Here is a 16,738-nt window from a genome sequence, read left to right as displayed (position 1 = left end):
CTGCAGGAATATCTGATGCGCATCGTTGGTCTGATCCTTATCGCTCTTTTGAGTTTGACATCTGTTACTGGCGCTGCCTATGCGGCACAGGTCAAAGTTGTTGTAAACGGCAAGACCATTACAGATCATGACATCAACCAGCGGGCCTTGTTCATGCGCTTGGAGCGCAAGGGCAAATCCAATGCGGATCGACGCAGACTTGCTGAAGAAGAGCTGATCAATGAAGCACTGATGCTGGCTGAAGCGCGTCGCTTGGGCTTTGAAGCCAACGAAAAAGCGGTCGACAAGGCGTATACACGCATTGCGATCAACGCAAAGCTGAGCGTGAGCAAGCTCAACCAGATTTTGAATGCAGCAGGTGTGCAAAGCAAAACCCTAAAAGACCGACTGCGCGCGCAATATGCATGGCAGGCCGTTGTTTCCCAAGTGCTACGCCAAAAGGTTCAGATTTCTGATTTGGACCTAGATTTGGCTGCCAAAGAAAAACTCGGCGACACAACATCTTACGACTACATGCTGACCGAAGTTGTCTTTTTGAACTCGGCTGGTGGTTCTGTAAAGTCTAGGACATCTCAAGCGAACCAATATCGGAAAAACTTCAACGGCTGTGACAGTGCCGTTGAGTTGTCGCTTTCTTATCGCGATGCTGCGGTGCGCAAACTTGGCCGCCGTCATTCAACGCAACTTCCAGATCCGGTTGCAGCTGAACTGGCGAAACTCCCTGTTGGTGGGATATCCAAACCGCGCACTGTTGCAAACGGCGTTCAAATGTTGGCCATTTGCCAAAAAAGTGCTGCGGAAGACCTCACTTTTGTGAAAAACAAGTTGCGCAACGAAGTGGGCACTGAAAAGCTTGAGGGCGAAGCAGATGCCTATTTAGAGAAGCTACGCAAAGAAGCGAGCATCGAGAAACGCTAGTTGCAGATGGCGCAAATCAAGAAACCAATTGCCATTACATTGGGTGAACCAGCGGGTATTGGGCCCGATCTTACCCTGCAATTGTTCGCAAACAAGCAGAAGAAACCATTGCCGCACATGGTGGTTTTTGGCGACGCGGCATTTTTAAGTGCGCGCGCCGAACGTTTGCAACTCGACCTAGATATTTGCCAGATCAGTAATATCTCTGAGGCTGTCGATCTCGAAAGCGATACCCTGCCCGTAATTGAGGTTGGTGCGACGGCCACAGATGCGCCGGGTTTCCTTGATCGAGAAAATGCTGGTGTTGTGACATCTTCAATTGAGGCTGCAGTTGCGGCGGTTCGGGGCGATGAATGTCGCGCAATTGTCACCGCCCCAATTCACAAATCCAACCTCTACGAGGCTGGCTTTAAATATCCGGGACACACGGAGTTTCTCGCAGCGCTTTGTGGCGAGAATGGTGTGTCGCCGCGCCCGGTGATGATGCTTGCGCACAAGGAAAAGCGCGCAATCCCTGTTACAATCCACATATCGCTAAAAGAAGTCTTTTCACGACTAACCGTCGGCAGAATTGTTGAGACGGTGCGTGTTGCGCACCACGATTTACAGCAAAAATTCGGAATCGCAGCGCCACGCATTGGTGTAACTGGGCTTAACCCGCATGCGGGCGAAGATGGTGCCATGGGTGACGAAGAAGAGACAATCATCAAACCAGCGCTTGCAGAACTCAAAGAGCGGTTTGACATTCGCACGGATGGCCCTTTGCCCGCTGATACGGCATTCGCGCCGCATATTTGGTCAGGTTACGATGTGATTGTCGCCATGTATCATGACCAAGCCCTTATTCCGGTGAAGGCGATTGGCTTTGATGCCGGGGTTAATGTCACCCTAGGTCTGCCAATCGTACGCACATCACCTGATCATGGCACGGCGTTAAGCCTTGCTGGCACGGGTGACGCATCGCCGACAAGCATGTATGAAGCAATTATGCTTGCTGACAAGATGACCAACAAGGGCGCTGCCTGAATGAGCCAAATTGATGATCTACCGCCGTTGCGCGATGTAATTAATCGCCACGGCCTGCGCGCCAAGAAAGAACTTGGGCAAAACTTTTTACTCGACCTCAATCTTACCGCGCGGATCGCGAGAATTGCGTCACCTCTGGACCAGTCCACCATCATTGAAGTGGGACCGGGGCCAGGCGGACTTACACGCGGCCTGCTGGCCGAGGGAGCAAAGAAAGTCATTGCTATTGAACGCGATGGGCGCGCCCTCCCCGCCTTACAAGAGATCGCAGATGCTTATCCCGGCCGATTGGAGGTCATCAGCGCAGACGCGATGGAGATTGACTATCGCCAACTTGCGGATGGCCCAACCAAATTGGTGGCAAACCTTCCTTACAACATCGCAACGCCGCTTCTGACAGGCTGGCTTCACCTCCAATTTGAGAAACCGCTTTTCGAAAGCCTCACTTTGATGTTTCAAAAAGAGGTTGCTGATCGGATTTGTGCAGAACCAAAATCCAAAGCTTATGGGCGTCTGGCCATTCTTTGCGGCTGGATGACAGATGCACACATCGCACTCAATGTGGGACCTGCAGCCTTCACACCGCCGCCAAAGGTCAGCTCCGCAATTGCACATTTGATCCCGAAAGAGATGACCGGGACGCCAAATATCAAAAGTATTGAAGCGATAACCCGCGCCGCATTTGGCCAGCGACGGAAAATGTTACGCCAGAGCTTAAAAGCGCTCAGCATTGAGCTTGAGCCGCTTTATGAAGCCGCTTCAATTAAGGGCACTGAACGCGCTGAAGAGCTGAGCGTTGAACAATTTGTGCAACTCGCGATTGCATTTGAACAGCACACAAAGGCTGCATAACGAAACCTACGGTTGTCCTGTCGCATTCATTGTTCGCATTTGTTGAACGAGAATCTGAGGATTTGGTTGCCGGACAAGCCGTCCGATTTGGACTAGAGGTTCAAAAAACTTACCCCTAAAACGCAAAACACCCGCTCGAACCACGAGCGGGTGGGCATAGCAAAATTTATGCCTGAACCAAGTATTGTGAGCGCTTACATTAAGCCCCTTATGGACAGATCAGGGTGAAGCAGAAAATTGTCTCCTCCCATCACTACCCGCCTAACGTGTAGCGACTTCACTGTAGCAGAGCGATACCAATTTGTACACACTCAAAAACCTGATTTTGCGAACCTATTCAAATCTTAGTAGACGAATGCAACTCATTTCAGTATTGATTCCAATTCGTCCTGCAAACCTTTGACAAAGCTAGACAAATTGGATTGGCGGCTACGCTGTATGCGGGCTGCATTGATGATTTCTGTTACCAATGTGCAAGATTTATCGAGATCATTGTTAACAATGACATAGTCATATTTGTTCCATTCTCTCAATTCTTGACGTGCTGTCTTTAACCGTCGCTTAATCACTTCTTCGTTGTCGTCCGCACGCCGTTCGAGGCGGTGTTTCAGCTCTGCAATTGAGGGCGGCAGCACGAATATTCCGATAATATCATCCGCGCATTTCTCGTATAATTGCAGCGCACCTTGATAGTCGATATCGAACAAAACATCCTTGCCAGCGTCCAAAAGCTCGTCGATTTGAGCCTTAGGCGTGGCGTAGAAATTCCCATGCACTTCTGCCCATTCGAGCAGCAACCCCGCCTCGCGCATTTGCTTAAATTCGTCAACAGTCTTGAAGTGGTAGTCTACCCCATCGACTTCGTTTGCGCGTTTAGGGCGCGTGGTCACAGAAACGGAGAGTTGGATATTGTCATCTTGGCGTAGAATCGCACGAGATATGGAAGTTTTCCCAGCGCCTGATGGCGAAGAAAGAATGAGCATGATGCCACGACGTTGAAACATAGATCCAATCCAACCAGTCAAAGTGATTCAGGTGGTGCACAACATAGCAGTGCAACTGGATTGAGAACATGCCGAATGCCACGGATAATTCAACCCCAAACGGCAGATTCGACGCAAACTTCTTGTGGGTTTTAACTTAGCCGCTATTCGATGTTTTGGATTTGCTCGCGCAGTTGGTCGATCGCCGCTTTTAGATCCAATCCGATTGCGGTGAGTTCCACATTGTTGCTTTTTGAACAAAGCGTGTTTGCTTCTCTGTTGAATTCTTGGGCAAGAAAATCAAACTTGCGCCCTACAGGGCCGCCTTGTTTGATGAGCTTGCGAGCAGCTTTCACATGGGCGTTTAACCGATCTAACTCTTCGCGTATGTCGGCTTTAGTTGCCAAAACAAGAGCCTCTTGATGAAGGCGTTCTTCGGAAAGACCTGTTTCTGATTCAGCCAGCGTTGAAACTTGTTCCTTTAAACGCTCAAGAATCGCCTCTCGGCTGCGAGAAGGGTTTTGTTCAGCCATTTCAGTGAGCTTTTCGATTTTTTGCAACCGATCAACAATCACCTCAAGCAATTGCGCGCCCTCTAGGCGACGCCCCTCTTCCAAATCATCGAGTGCTATATCGACCTCTTGCAGGATTACTTGTTTGAGCTCCTGCTTCGCCGCTTCAGTCAGCTCCGCTTCTTTGACTTCCAACACGCCCTTAAGCGCCAGAATGCCATCAAGTCGCGGGCGATCCGCTTCTATGCGCCCTGCAAGGGTATCAATGGCATCAAGCGCTGTGCCTAACGCTTGCTCATTAACAGTGACCTCGGTCTGCGCATTTTCATTGGTGATGTTGAGCGAAAAATTGACTGCTCCCCGATTTAGCCGATCCGATATTTTCTTGCGGATCAAATGCTCCAAATCATCCAAGCCTTGGGCGACGCGCAAGCGGATATCAAGGCCGCGGGCGTTGACGGTTTTGACCTCAATTGCAAAGCGACAGCCTTGTGCAACGCCGGACCCGCGGGCAAAAGCAGTCATACTAGCGAGTGGTTTGGTCATTTGTCGCATTCCTTCGCCTCACTGCTGGGGCAACCATTGCCCCTTTTCGAGCAGTGGCTATTGGTTTTCAGTTTGAGCGGCCTCGCCCTCTTGGCTTTCAGCCGCTTCTTCGGCTGCTTTCTTTGCTGCCTCTTCCGCTGCTTGCTGACGTTCTTTTTCGATCTTGCGCCAAGCTGCTACATTTTGCTGATGTTGCTTGTAAGTTGCGGCAAAAGCGTGACCGCCCGTACCGTCCGCCACGAAATAGAGCGCATCAGTTTCAGCAGGATTGGCAACAGCCTTCAAGGAATCCACACCGGGATTTGAGATTGGTCCAATTGGCAATCCATCAATCTGATAGGTGTTGTAATCGGTCTTTTTGTCGATTTCAGAACGCTTTAGGCCGCGCCCAAGTGGTCCCTGCCCCTGATTGATTCCGTAGATAATTGTCGGATCAGACTGCAAGCGCATACCCTTATTCAAACGGTTGATGAAAACAGCCGCAACCTGTGGGCGCTCGTCGGCAAGGCCGGTTTCTTTTTCAACAATCGATGCCAAAATGACAAATTCTTCAATTGTCTCGATCGGCAAATCTGCCTGGCGGGTTTCCCAAATCTGCGCCACAGTTTCATCGTGCGCTTTGGTCATCTCTTCGATGATTTTCGCGCGTGAACTGCCGCGTTCAAATGAATATGTGTCAGGCAGCAACGTGCCCTCAGCCGGCAATTCGGTGATTTCGCCAGTTAGATCTTTGCTTGAATTCAAACGCTCGACCACCTGCCAAGAGGTAAACCCTTCGGGAATGGTAACGCTATATTGAATTGGACGGCCCTCAATGAGCGTGTCCAGGATTTTGCGCATACTTGCATCGGCAGGCAGCAAATACTCGCCACGTTTTAGGCCGCCATTTAGGTCGGTCGCATAGGCTCCGAACCGGAAAACATAGCGGTTATCGATGACTTTTTCGTCTTCAAGCTTGCCAGCAATGGCATTCAACCCCGCGCCCTCGGGAACGACAAACACGGTATCGGCTTGAATTTGGCCAGGTTCATGGAATTTGGTCAGGCCAAAATACACAAGCCCAATAGCGGCCACCAAGCCAATGACGATCAATGTCAAAAAAGCATTGAGCGTTTGGATGAAACCGTTTTGTTGTTTTCTCTTCTTAACCCGCTTAGCCACTGCTTCTTTTACTCGCATTCGGTGAAAATGTTGCGCGCATTTTGGTGCCGCAATTGCGGCAAAACAAGGGGAAACTAGTGATTTTTACGGACTATTCAGCGCTTTATTCAGCTGTACGGAAAATTAGCGAAGCATTTGTGCCGCCAAACCCAAATGAGTTTGACAATGCAACGTTGATTTCCTTCTTTACCGGCGCATTTGCGGCCAAGTTAATCTCCGTCTCAACTGATGGATTTTCCAAGTTGATTGTTGGTGGCGCAATATTGTCGCGCATGGCCAACAAGGAGAAAATTGCCTCAACAGCACCTGCTGCACCCAAGAGGTGACCAACAGCCGATTTCGTTGATGACATAACTGCGTTCGAGGCGGCATCGCCCAACAGTCGAGTTACAGCACCAAGTTCAATCTCGTCGCCCAATGGGGTCGAAGTGCCGTGCGCATTGATATAGTCAATATCAGAAGCTGCAATGCCGGCCCGCTTCAGTGCTGCAGACATTGAGCGGAAACCACCATTGCCATCATCTGCAGGTGCTGTGATGTGATGTGCATCACCTGACAAACCATAGCCGATTACTTCGCCATAAATGGTGGCACCACGTGCTTTGGCATGTTCATATTCTTCCAGAACAACAATACCAGCGCCCTCTCCCATAACAAAGCCATCGCGGTCTTTGTCATATGGGCGAGATGCTTTTTCCGGCTGATCGTTGAACCCAGTGGATAGCGCACGACAAGCTGCAAACCCAGCCAGCGACAAACGGTTCACCGGCGATTCTGTGCCGCCAGCAACCATCACGTCCGCATCATCCAGCGCAATCAAACGTGCCGCATCGCCAATAGCGTGTGCGCCCGTTGAACAAGCGGTGACCACAGAGTGGTTTGGGCCTTTAAGGCCGTGCTTGATGGAAACATAACCAGACGCGAGATTGATCAAGCGACCTGGGATAAAGAACGGGCTGACCCGACGTGGGCCACGTTCTTTCAGGGTAATTGAGGCATCATAGATGCCGCCAATACCGCCAATGCCCGAGCCGATGAGAACACCGGCTCGTTCTTTTTGCTCTTCGGTCTTTAATTCAAGACCACTGTCTTGAATTGCCTGACCGGCTGCTGCCATTCCGTAAACAATAAACGGATCAACTTTACGCTGTTCTTTGGGCTCCATCCAATCGTCTGGATTGTATTTACCCTCAGAAGTGTCCCCGTACGGTATTTGACAGGCGATCTGGCAAGCCAAATCATCTACTTCAAAATCCGTTACGCGGGCTGCGCCACTTTTTGAGGCAAGAATGTTGCCCCATGTAGCATCAACACCAAAACCGAGTGGGCTTACAATTCCCAGGCCGGTTACGACGACCCTACGTAAAGTCATATAGGCACTCGCAGTTCGTTATCTTAGTTTACAGCTTTCTCAAGGAAAGAAACAGCATCGCCGAATGTTTGAATGTTTTCGGCAGCATCATCAGGGATCTCAACGCTGAATTCTTCTTCAAACGCCATAACCAGCTCAACCTGATCGAGCGAGTCCGCGCCAAGATCATCAATAAAGCTGGCTTTTTCTGTCACTTTGTCGGCTTCAACATTTAGGTGCTCAACAACGATCTTGCGAACGCGATCTGATACATCGCTCATATTTTATTCCTCTTCGCCAATTTAATTTTACCTAACGGCTTACTCTCACACCGTCATGTTTACAAGTTCCCCAATGTGGACCTACCACATTTTAGCCAACTTTGGCGCCTTGGGCCCGTGTTGGTTGGGGGCATTATCATACTTTGATGCGTTTGACCACATTCGTTAGGTATGTTGTGCACAAACCCGCAAATTGTGGCCAAAACGCGTCAAACTATATCATTGCCATACCACCATTCACATGGATGGTTTGGCCAGTCACGTATGCTGCTTCATCGCTTGCCAAAAATACTGCGCTTGCGGCAACTTCGTCCGCAGAACCCAAACGGCCCGTTGGAATTGTCGACAATATGGTGTCGCGCTGCTTGTCATTCAACTCATCAGTCATTGCAGAGGCGATAAAGCCAGGCGCGATGGTGTTCACAGTAATGCCGCGACTAGCAACTTCTTGCGCGATCGCTTTCGACATACCGATCAAACCTGCCTTAGACGCAGCGTAGTTGCCCTGTCCAGGGTTGCCAGTTACACCCACAACAGACGTGATGCCAATAATGCGGCCAGCACGTTGTTTCATCATGGTTTTAACCGCTGCGCGTGACAAACGGAAAGCTGCAGTAAGGTTCACCGCAATAACGTCGTCCCATTCGCTGTCTTTCATGCGCATGAAGATGTTGTCGCGCGTGATGCCGGCGTTGTTGACCAAAATATCCAAGCCACCCATTGCCTCGATAGCGGATGGAATAAGCTTATCCACGGCTTCAAGGTCTGAAAGGTTGCACGGCACGATGTGCGTTTTGCCTGAAATGGCACTCGCAACTTCTTCAAGCTTTTCAACGCGCGTGCCAGAAAGCGCAACTTCTGCGCCGCAATCGGCAAGTTTTTGCGCAATAGCGCGACCAATGCCGCCGCTTGCGCCTGTTACCAATGCACGTTTTCCGGTAAGATCAAACATATCTGTCGCACTTCCCCAATTTGGCTATTTATTATGTTCTACAAAGAAGCAACAAAGGCTTCAATGTCTGCTGCCGTGTTCAAAGGCACTGCCTTTACATCACGATTGATGCGGCGTGCAAGTCCTGAAAGCACTTTACCTGTGCCCAACTCGGCCAGTTCTTCAACACCACCTTCACCGCTGAGCCAAGCAACAGATTCGGTCCAGCGCACTTTGCCACAAACCTGCTCGACCAAGCGACGTTTAATCTCTTGAGGGTCGGTTATTGGTGATGCCAACACATTTGAGACAAGAGGCACAACCGGCGCCTGAAGGTCTGCATTCGCCAACGCACCCTCCATGGCTTCGGCCGCAGGGCCCATCATCGAACAGTGGAATGGCGCGCTAACTGGCAACAACATGGCGCGCTTTGCGCCTTTTGCTTTTGCCAACTCAATCGCGCGCTCAACCGCTGAAGCTGCACCAGAAACCACAACTTGGCCTGGCGCATTGTCGTTTGCCACGTCGCAAACGCCGCCCTGACCAGCAGCTGCAGCGACTTCTTCAACATCAGAAAGCTCAAGTCCAAGTATCGCAGCCATTGCGCCCTCGCCCACTGGTACTGCTTGCTGCATTGCGCGACCGCGCGTTTGCAACAGGCGCGCAGTATCCGAAATGGACAAAGAACCTGCCGCGCATAGCGCCGAGTATTCGCCCAATGAATGGCCAGCAACATAGTCCGCAATATCGGCAATTTTTACGCCCTTGGCCTCAAGAACGCGGACAACAGCCATCGAAACGGCCATCAAAGCAGGCTGCGCGTTTTCGGTTAGGCGTAATGTTTCTTCTGGGCCCTCAAACATGATGGCCGAGAGTTTTGTCTCAAGCGCTGCATCAACTTCTTCAAAAACGGCACGTGCCTCGGCAAATTCGATCGCCAAATCTTGGCCCATACCAACAGCTTGGCTGCCTTGTCCTGGAAAAGTGAGTGCTCTTTTTGTCATGCTTGTCGCCTTTTATCGGGATAACAAAGAATTTTTGTAACTGGCCGCTTTATAGCTGAATATCGTAGGTTAGCCAGTCTGTTTTGCGTGCAACATGGTCGTACAAACCACGTGCACGATAATTATTGTCAGCGGTAATCCAGCGCACGATCGTGTAGCCCTTGTCCACAGCCATTTGACGTATATGCGCAATCAAGGCCTCGGCAGCGCCGCTGCCGCGGCTATCTGGATCCACGAACAAATCATCAAGAAAAAGCCCAGTGGACGCCGCTAGAGGGCGTGCAAATTCACGACAATGCGCAATACCAACAAGATCGCCCTTTTTGTCCGTAGCCACGAGGCCAAACAGGCCGTTGGCTTCGTCTTGGAGCCATGCCCATACCGTATCACGCATCTCGTCAGTCTGAGGGGAATTGTAAAAGCGCGCATATGCACCATAAAGCTCGCCCCATTTGGCACGATCAGCGAGTTCAACAGCGCGGACTTGTACTTTAGACATATTATTGGCCTCTTTAACGCGTAATCGCGCAATTCAGAACTCGAATGCGCGATCAATTGATGTTCATTTTACGATGTTGGCATCTATATGTGCAAGTTAAGAGTGTTCTTTTTCACTGATCGGTCAGTTTGTCTATGAATGGATTATCTTCCCTAATCTCTTTTCCCCGCTAAATAACGCGGCAACTCCAAAAATTAACTCTTGTTTTGACCTTGGCTTTGCGAATGGCTTTCACAAACTGGTCACTAAAAAAAATTGCTGAATGCAAACGCGGTGCATCGGTCCATACATGTGGTCCATCAAGTGCTGCACGAGAAACCGCCACGTCTCCATCTTCCAACAACCAGTCTTGAAGCCCCCAAATGTCTTTTGGTGGATAAATTTGCTCTATGTGCTTTGATTGTTCTGGAAGAACAGCTTCCTTGTGTCCCTTGTAATTCAAAATAAAATATTCGCCTGGCACTGGCGTGATGCGATCATTTTCAAAAATTGGCAGCGGCAAAAACTTCCCACCGCCAAAATCCAAGTGCTCAACAGCTTCCTTGGCTTTTTTTGAGAAAGTCATAAAGCCATCCATCGAAAATAGATCCCAAGAAACTCTCTTGACCTTCTTGTCGGGATAGATCCCATAAGCCTCTGTCGGGAACCATTCATCTGGCGCACCACCACCACCTCGTTCGTGGGCTTCAAGAGCTTTCAACGAAGTTTTTGCGGCGGCAGAGTCAGAACCATTAAACGCATGATTTCCTCTCAAATATGTCGTCACTGTTGAATCCGAAGGGAAGTTGTTCACCCAAACTGTTTCTTCGCTCATTTCACTGTCTCCGCATCTGAATCATTGCTTGGGTCTAAGGATTGATTTTATCTCGTCGACATCGAACTACCACATGAGCCGTTAAAAACTCTTGCAATTCTGCGGGATGCCATGTAGGTAGCGCCAGTTCGTTTGGCCGGGGGCTGAACGGAGGGTCGGTTTGCTTTTGCTTACCGAATGATATCAGGAACGGTATCGGCCTCCCGTGTTCCCGCTCTTTGTGAAATTCTTTTGGACGCCTTTTCACGGTTTCCAAATTGGCTTTGCGCCGGCGGATGAACGTTGTTGAAAACAAACAAAAGGCGAAAGATATGCCACTATATGAGCATATTTACATGGCTCGTCAGGACGTTTCGACCTCACAGGTTGAAGAGTTGACGAAGACATTGAGTGAATTGATCACATCAAATGGCGGTTCAATCGGCAAAACCGAATATTGGGGTCTTAAGTCCCTGACATATCGGATTCGCAAGAACCGTAAAGCGCACTACACATTGCTAAACATCGAAGCGCCTGCTGCTGCAGTTGCTGAAATGGAACGTCAGATGCGCATCAACGAAGACATCCTTCGTTTCATGACTGTTCGTGTTGATGAGCACGAAGAAGGTCCTTCTGCAATGATGCAAAAACGTGACGACCGTGGTGATCGCGGTGACCGTCGCGGTCCACGTCGCTTCTAAGGAGAGATAAAGATGGCAATTCGTGATCTAACAACTTCTCAAGCACGTCGTCCGTTCCAACGTCGTCGCAAAACTTGCCCATTCTCTGGCGCTAACGCTCCAAAGATTGACTATAAAGATGTACGCTTGTTGGGACGTTATGTTTCAGAGCGTGGTAAAATTGTTCCAAGCCGTATCACCGCTGTATCTGCAAAGAAACAACGTGAATTGGCTCGTGCGATCAAACGCGCACGCTTCTTGGGTCTTATTCCTTACGTCGTGAAGTAAGCCCAGATTTTGGTTGGGGCCAACGGCCCCTAACCGCTTTTTATAAGCGGGACAGCATTGGAGAAATGAAATGAAAGTAATCCTTCTTGAGCGCGTTGGCCGCCTTGGCACCATTGGTGACGAAGTAGCTGTTAAAGACGGCTTTGCTCGCAACTTCTTGTTGCCACAAGGCAAAGCACTTCGTGCTAACAAAGCAAACCGTGCACGTTTTGAAGCTGAGCGCGACCAAATCGAGCAACGCAACGCTGAGCGTCGCGATAGCGCGATGGCGGTTGCTGAAGCTGTGAACGGCCGCAAAGTGACCATTATCCGCCAAGCTGGCGAAACTGGCGTACTTTACGGATCAGTTTCTTCACGTGACATTTCAGAAGCTTTGGCTGCTGAAAACGTTCAGGTGACAAAAGCGCAAGTTGACTTGAGCCTGCCAATTAAAACTGTTGGTCTGCACAATGTTGTGTTGAACCTGCACGCAGAAGTTGATTCATCAATTACTGTAAACGTTGCACGCTCTGCAGACGAAGCTGATCGTCAAGCAGCTGGTGAAGACATGACTGTTGTTTCTTACGACGAAGAAGTTGTTGAAGAAGCAGTGGAAGAAGTTGAAGCAGAAGCTGGCGAAGAAGCTGCGGCTGATGCAGACGCTGAAGAGCAATCAGAAGAAGCTTAATGCTGATCTGATTGATCCGAAAAGATTTTTAAGAGGCCGGGCTTGCCCCGGCCTTTTTGTTTGATACACAGTTTTTCCCCACTAATCACAGCAGTGCTGGCTCGAATCGAATACAATCGTTAGAGAGCGTTTGTTTTGCTTGTTTGTATGTGACCAATGGTCAACAGTGGGCAGTGATTGGAGGCGGAAATGGAAGCGGTTCAGCAATTACATCCACAAGAGGAAGAATATCGTCTGGCACCCCACAATGTGGAGGCCGAACAAGCCCTTCTTGGCGCGATTCTGGTCAACAATGAAGCGTTTGACCGTGTGTCAGATTTCTTGCTGCCTGAGCACTTCTATGAGCAAGTGCATGCCGACGTATTCCAAGTATTATCGAAGATCATTCGCACCGGGAAACGCGCAACCCCGATTACCGCCAAGACATTTTTGCCTGATGAATTTACTCAAGACATGTCGATGTCTCAATACTTGGCACGCTTGGCTGCAGAAGCAACAACCGTTCTGAACGCTTCAGACTATGCGCAGACCATTTATGACCTCGCGATCCGACGCAAGCTCATTGAAGTTGGTGACAATCTTTCTGCCCAAGCATACGAAGCTGACGTAGATACGCCTCCAAATAAGCAAATTGAAGAAACTGAAAAAGCGCTTTTCGAATTGGCCGAAAAAGGTCGCTACGATGGTGGCTTTGTCAATTTTGATTCAGCCCTTCGTGACGCTGTTGATTTGGCCGGCGAAGCGTTTAAACGCGATGGCGGTCTGTCAGGTATTTCCACCGGCCTAACCGATATGGACCGGGTCATGGGTGGCCTGCAAAAGTCTGACTTGATCATTTTGGCCGCGCGACCAGCGATGGGTAAGACATCGCTTGTGACCAACATCGCCTTCAATATCGCCAAGGCATATGAGCCCGAAACTTTGCCGGATGGCACCATTAAGGCAAAGAACGGGGGCGTTGTCGGCTTTTTCTCATTGGAGATGTCTGCCGAACAGCTCGCCACACGTATTTTGGCCGAACAAGCGGCCATTTCATCTTCTGATATTCGGCGCGGTACAATTCACGAAAGCCAGTTCTCAAAGCTTGTAGAAGCGTCCCAAGAAATGGCGAAAGCGCCGCTATACATTGACGACACCGGTGGTTTGGCAATTTCGCAACTCGCAGCACGTGCACGACGTCTAAAGCGACAAAAAGGTCTCGATTTGATGATCGTTGACTATTTGCAGCTTCTTTCCGGTTCATCAAAGAACGCTGGCAACCGTGTGCAAGAATTGACCGAGATTACGACCAGTTTGAAGGCTTTGGCCAAAGAGCTAGAAGTCCCAGTGATCGCCCTCTCCCAGCTCTCCCGTCAGGTGGAAGCACGAGATGACAAAAGACCACAATTGGCGGATTTGCGGGAATCAGGTTCTATTGAACAAGATGCGGACGTGGTGCTGTTTATCTATCGTGAAGAATATTATTTGAAGAATAAGATGCCCAAAGAGAATACGCCGGAGTTTTTCACCTGGCAGGCAGAGATGGAACAAGTGGCAGGACGCGCGGAAGTGATTATTTCCAAGCAGCGTCACGGCCCTACCGGCACTGTGCAACTTCACTTTAACGCCAACATCACTCGCTTTGGCAATTTGGCGCGGGAAGATTACCTGCCAGAACAGCTTGACTAATGGATCAGTTGGCCGCCATCAGCTCAGGGCATTTGCGGATCGACCTCGACGCGATTGGCCGCAATTGGTCCGCGCTTGATAAGATCTCGCCGGGCACACTGACCGGTGCGGTGGTGAAAGCCAACGGCTATGGCCTAGGTCTAGAGCCTGTGGCCAAGGCATTGGCAAAAGCTGGTGCGCAATTTTTCTTTGTAGCCAACCCAGAAGAAGGTTTGGTTTTGCGCAAGGCTCTGCCAAATGCGCATATTTTCATTCTTGGCGGCTTATGGCCGGGTGCATCCGACCTTTATGCGGCGCAACGTATGATGCCGATGCTGCACTCGATGGCTATGTTGGATGAATGGCTCAATTTCTGCGTGCAACGGGGCGAGGCTTACCCGGCGGCGCTGAATTTTGATACGGGCATGAACCGGCTTGGGTTCCGCATGAGCGATGTGAATTGGGTCCGCCAACAGATGCAACGCTCTGGCTATCAGCCTCAAGTGATCATGAGCCACCTGTGTTGCGCCGATCAACAAAATCACGAGAAAAATCGCACGCAGTTGGCGCTATTCCAATCAATCATGGCGCATTTTCCCGACACGCCTGCATCTTTGGCAAACTCAGCCGGTCTTATGGCCAACAAGGCCAACCATTTCCAGTTGGTGCGCCCAGGCATTGCGCTTTATGGCGGGCGGGCGATTGCTGGCCGAAAGAACCCACTTACCCAGGTGGTCAGCTTAGAAGTGCCCATTTTGCAAGTGCGCGACGGCAAGACTGGTGAAACGGTTGGGTATGGCGCTGAATACACATTGCAGCGCGATAGCCGGATCGCAATCATCTCACTTGGCTATGCTGACGGTTTCTTGCGCTCAGCAAGCAGTTCAAATTCACATCAAGGTGCACGCCTAGCAATCAATGGGCATTTGGTACCCGTGTTGGGCAAGGTATCGATGGATTTGGTGGCGCTTGATGTTACCGGTTTTGGCCACAACGGGCCGGTGCCGGGAGAAATGGTTGAAGTTCTTGGACCAAACGTCACCATCGACGATTTGGCGGACGCGGCGGGCACCATCGGCTACGAAATCCTTACAAGCCTTAAGGGGCGCTACAACCGCACCTATTTCGGAATAGAGCTAGAATAATTCATGGTAAAATCGCGCGCCCAATTTGTTTGCCAATCCTGTGGCAATGTCACCGGCAAATGGGCAGGCCGCTGCGAGAGCTGCAGCGAATGGAACACAATCGTTGAAGAACAGGTCAATTCTGGCGTTGGCAGCGGCCCAAAGTCCGCTGTGGCATCTGGCCGACCGGTTGAGTTGGTCGCCCTTTCTGGCTCCAGTGAAGACGCAAAGCGTGTCCAAACCAAGATCGCCGAACTCGACCGCGTAACCGGTGGCGGTTTTGTTGTTGGCTCCGCCATACTTGTGGGCGGCGATCCCGGCATCGGCAAATCCACCATTTTGCTGCAAGCCGCAGCAGCGCTCGCCAATCAAGGGCTCAACATTATCTACATCTCTGGCGAGGAAGCCATTGCGCAAGTGCGCCTACGGGCTGCACGTCTGGGCGTCAACATGTCGCCCGTTCAATTGGCCAGCGAAACTCACGTTGAAACTATTCTCGCCACGCTTGAAGCGGCGGGCAAACCTGACCTCGTTATTATCGATTCTATTCAAACGCTTTGGACGGAGCGCGTGGACAGTGCACCCGGCACTGTTACGCAGGTACGCACAAGCGCCCAAGCGATGACGCGATTTGCCAAGAAGTCAGGCGCTGCAGTCGTGCTTGTGGGGCATGTCACCAAGGACGGTCAAATTGCTGGTCCACGTGTTGTTGAACACATGGTGGATGCGGTTCTGTATTTTGAGGGCGATGCCAGCCACAATTTCCGCATATTGCGCGGCGTTAAGAACCGCTACGGCGCAACCGACGAAATTGGCGTATTTGAAATGGCGTCTGAGGGCTTGCGCGAAGTCGCCAACCCGTCCGCCCTATTCCTCGATCAGCGCGATAAAGACGCTTCCGGCTCAGCGGTTTTTGCCGGGATGGAAGGCACAAGACCAGTTTTGGTTGAAATCCAAGCACTTGTTTCCCCTTCGCCCTTGGGCACACCACGTCGAGCAGTCGTTGGCTGGGATAGTTCTCGCCTTTCAATGGTTTTGGCTGTTCTTGAAACCCATTGTGGCGTGCGTATCGGCGCAAACGATATTTATCTCAACGTCGCGGGCGGCTTGAAAATCTCAGAGCCTGCCGCCGATTTGGCGGTGGCGGCGGCGCTTGTTTCTTCGCTAACTAATGCCCCCCTACCCGCAGACGCGGTATATTTTGGTGAAGTGAGCCTATCAGGCGGTGTTCGGCCCGTGTCACACGGGCAAACGCGATTGAAAGAGGCGCACAAACTCGGATTTGGTTTGGCCGTGACTGCGATGAGCAAAGACAAGGACAAAGATGGTGCAATTGAAACGCGCCGTTTCAAACAATTGGCCGACATGGTTGCGCAAATCGCTTCGCGCGCCAAGCGCCCGATAAACCAAGATGAAGAGTGAGTGCTTGGCATTGGAGCCATTTGCGTTTAAATGAATTGCAAAATCGCACGCTT

Annotated in this window: 18 protein-coding genes; 9 read left to right on the top strand and 9 right to left on the bottom strand. The window is 50.6% G+C overall.

What is annotated here, in order from left to right:
- Positions 1 to 15: 15 nt before the first annotated feature.
- Genes QQL65_RS11940 through rsmA form a run of 3 tightly spaced genes read left to right on the top strand, consistent with a single transcriptional unit; the run spans position 16 to position 2,796 of the window.
- Positions 16 to 918 carry a peptidylprolyl isomerase gene (locus QQL65_RS11940; protein ID WP_284364820.1) on the top strand — a complete coding sequence of 301 codons (903 nt, stop codon included), beginning with the start codon at positions 16 to 18 and terminating at the stop codon, positions 916 to 918.
- 6 nt (positions 919 to 924) lie between these two features.
- On the top strand, positions 925 to 1,944 hold the full coding sequence (gene pdxA, locus QQL65_RS11935; protein WP_284364818.1) for a 4-hydroxythreonine-4-phosphate dehydrogenase PdxA: 1,020 nt from the start codon (positions 925 to 927) through the stop codon (positions 1,942 to 1,944).
- Positions 1,945 to 2,796 (top strand): 16S rRNA (adenine(1518)-N(6)/adenine(1519)-N(6))-dimethyltransferase RsmA, encoded by an 852-nt coding sequence (gene rsmA, locus QQL65_RS11930; RefSeq protein ID WP_284364815.1) that lies wholly within the window; start codon positions 1,945 to 1,947, stop codon positions 2,794 to 2,796.
- A gap of 362 nt (positions 2,797 to 3,158) precedes the next feature.
- On the opposite strand, the gene gmk is transcribed toward rsmA, so the two are convergent.
- The 9 genes from gmk to QQL65_RS11885 all read right to left on the bottom strand — a co-directional run bounded on the left by gmk (position 3,159) and on the right by QQL65_RS11885 (position 10,857).
- Positions 3,159 to 3,800: a guanylate kinase gene (gene gmk / locus QQL65_RS11925; RefSeq protein ID WP_284364812.1), complete on the bottom strand. Its 642-nt coding sequence runs from the start codon at positions 3,798 to 3,800 to the stop codon at positions 3,159 to 3,161.
- 143 nt (positions 3,801 to 3,943) lie between these two features.
- A complete protein-coding gene (locus tag QQL65_RS11920; protein ID WP_284364810.1) occupies positions 3,944 to 4,837 on the bottom strand; it encodes a YicC/YloC family endoribonuclease in 894 nt (297 codons plus the stop codon).
- Between the two features lie 57 nt (positions 4,838 to 4,894).
- Positions 4,895 to 5,998, bottom strand: a complete 1,104-nt coding sequence (mltG, locus tag QQL65_RS11915; protein ID WP_284364808.1) for an endolytic transglycosylase MltG — start codon at positions 5,996 to 5,998, stop codon at positions 4,895 to 4,897.
- A 103-nt stretch (positions 5,999 to 6,101) separates the two neighbouring features.
- Entirely contained in the window at positions 6,102 to 7,370 is a 1,269-nt protein-coding gene (fabF, locus tag QQL65_RS11910; RefSeq protein WP_284364806.1) for a beta-ketoacyl-ACP synthase II, read from the bottom strand.
- A 23-nt stretch (positions 7,371 to 7,393) separates the two neighbouring features.
- Positions 7,394 to 7,630, bottom strand: coding sequence for an acyl carrier protein (locus tag QQL65_RS11905; protein WP_269392120.1), 237 nt, complete (start codon positions 7,628 to 7,630; stop codon positions 7,394 to 7,396).
- A 214-nt stretch (positions 7,631 to 7,844) separates the two neighbouring features.
- Positions 7,845 to 8,582, bottom strand: a complete 738-nt coding sequence (gene fabG, locus QQL65_RS11900; protein ID WP_284364803.1) for a 3-oxoacyl-[acyl-carrier-protein] reductase — start codon at positions 8,580 to 8,582, stop codon at positions 7,845 to 7,847.
- Positions 8,583 to 8,620: 38 nt separating this feature from the next.
- Positions 8,621 to 9,565, bottom strand: coding sequence for an ACP S-malonyltransferase (gene fabD, locus QQL65_RS11895; protein ID WP_284364802.1), 945 nt, complete (start codon positions 9,563 to 9,565; stop codon positions 8,621 to 8,623).
- Between the two features lie 49 nt (positions 9,566 to 9,614).
- Positions 9,615 to 10,064, bottom strand: coding sequence for a GNAT family N-acetyltransferase (locus QQL65_RS11890; RefSeq protein ID WP_284364800.1), 450 nt, complete (start codon positions 10,062 to 10,064; stop codon positions 9,615 to 9,617).
- A 169-nt stretch (positions 10,065 to 10,233) separates the two neighbouring features.
- A complete protein-coding gene (locus tag QQL65_RS11885) occupies positions 10,234 to 10,857 on the bottom strand; it encodes an imm11 family protein (RefSeq protein WP_284364799.1) in 624 nt (207 codons plus the stop codon).
- Positions 10,858 to 11,189: 332 nt separating this feature from the next.
- Between QQL65_RS11885 and rpsF the strand changes: the two genes are divergently transcribed.
- From rpsF to radA, 6 genes are all read left to right on the top strand, one after another.
- Positions 11,190 to 11,558, top strand: a complete 369-nt coding sequence (gene rpsF, locus QQL65_RS11880) for a 30S ribosomal protein S6 (protein WP_284366282.1) — start codon at positions 11,190 to 11,192, stop codon at positions 11,556 to 11,558.
- A 12-nt stretch (positions 11,559 to 11,570) separates the two neighbouring features.
- Positions 11,571 to 11,825: a 30S ribosomal protein S18 gene (rpsR, locus tag QQL65_RS11875; protein WP_379863329.1), complete on the top strand. Its 255-nt coding sequence runs from the start codon at positions 11,571 to 11,573 to the stop codon at positions 11,823 to 11,825.
- A gap of 70 nt (positions 11,826 to 11,895) precedes the next feature.
- A complete protein-coding gene (gene rplI, locus QQL65_RS11870; protein ID WP_284364798.1) occupies positions 11,896 to 12,492 on the top strand; it encodes a 50S ribosomal protein L9 in 597 nt (198 codons plus the stop codon).
- Between the two features lie 189 nt (positions 12,493 to 12,681).
- Complete coding sequence (locus tag QQL65_RS11865; RefSeq protein WP_284364797.1) at positions 12,682 to 14,160, top strand: replicative DNA helicase; 1,479 nt, start codon at positions 12,682 to 12,684, stop codon at positions 14,158 to 14,160.
- Positions 14,160 to 15,284, top strand: a complete 1,125-nt coding sequence (gene alr / locus QQL65_RS11860; RefSeq protein ID WP_284364795.1) for an alanine racemase — start codon at positions 14,160 to 14,162, stop codon at positions 15,282 to 15,284. The genes QQL65_RS11865 and alr overlap by 1 nt, the downstream gene beginning before the upstream one ends.
- A gap of 3 nt (positions 15,285 to 15,287) precedes the next feature.
- Positions 15,288 to 16,685 (top strand): DNA repair protein RadA, encoded by a 1,398-nt coding sequence (gene radA, locus QQL65_RS11855; RefSeq protein WP_284364794.1) that lies wholly within the window; start codon positions 15,288 to 15,290, stop codon positions 16,683 to 16,685.
- Positions 16,686 to 16,738 lie beyond the last annotated feature (53 nt).

This window comes from Maritalea porphyrae (genome assembly GCF_030159895.1).
Classification (GTDB): Bacteria; Pseudomonadota; Alphaproteobacteria; order Rhizobiales; family Devosiaceae; genus Maritalea; species Maritalea porphyrae.
Note: the sequence above shows the minus strand (reverse complement) of the source record. Positions and strands in the feature narration are given on the sequence as shown.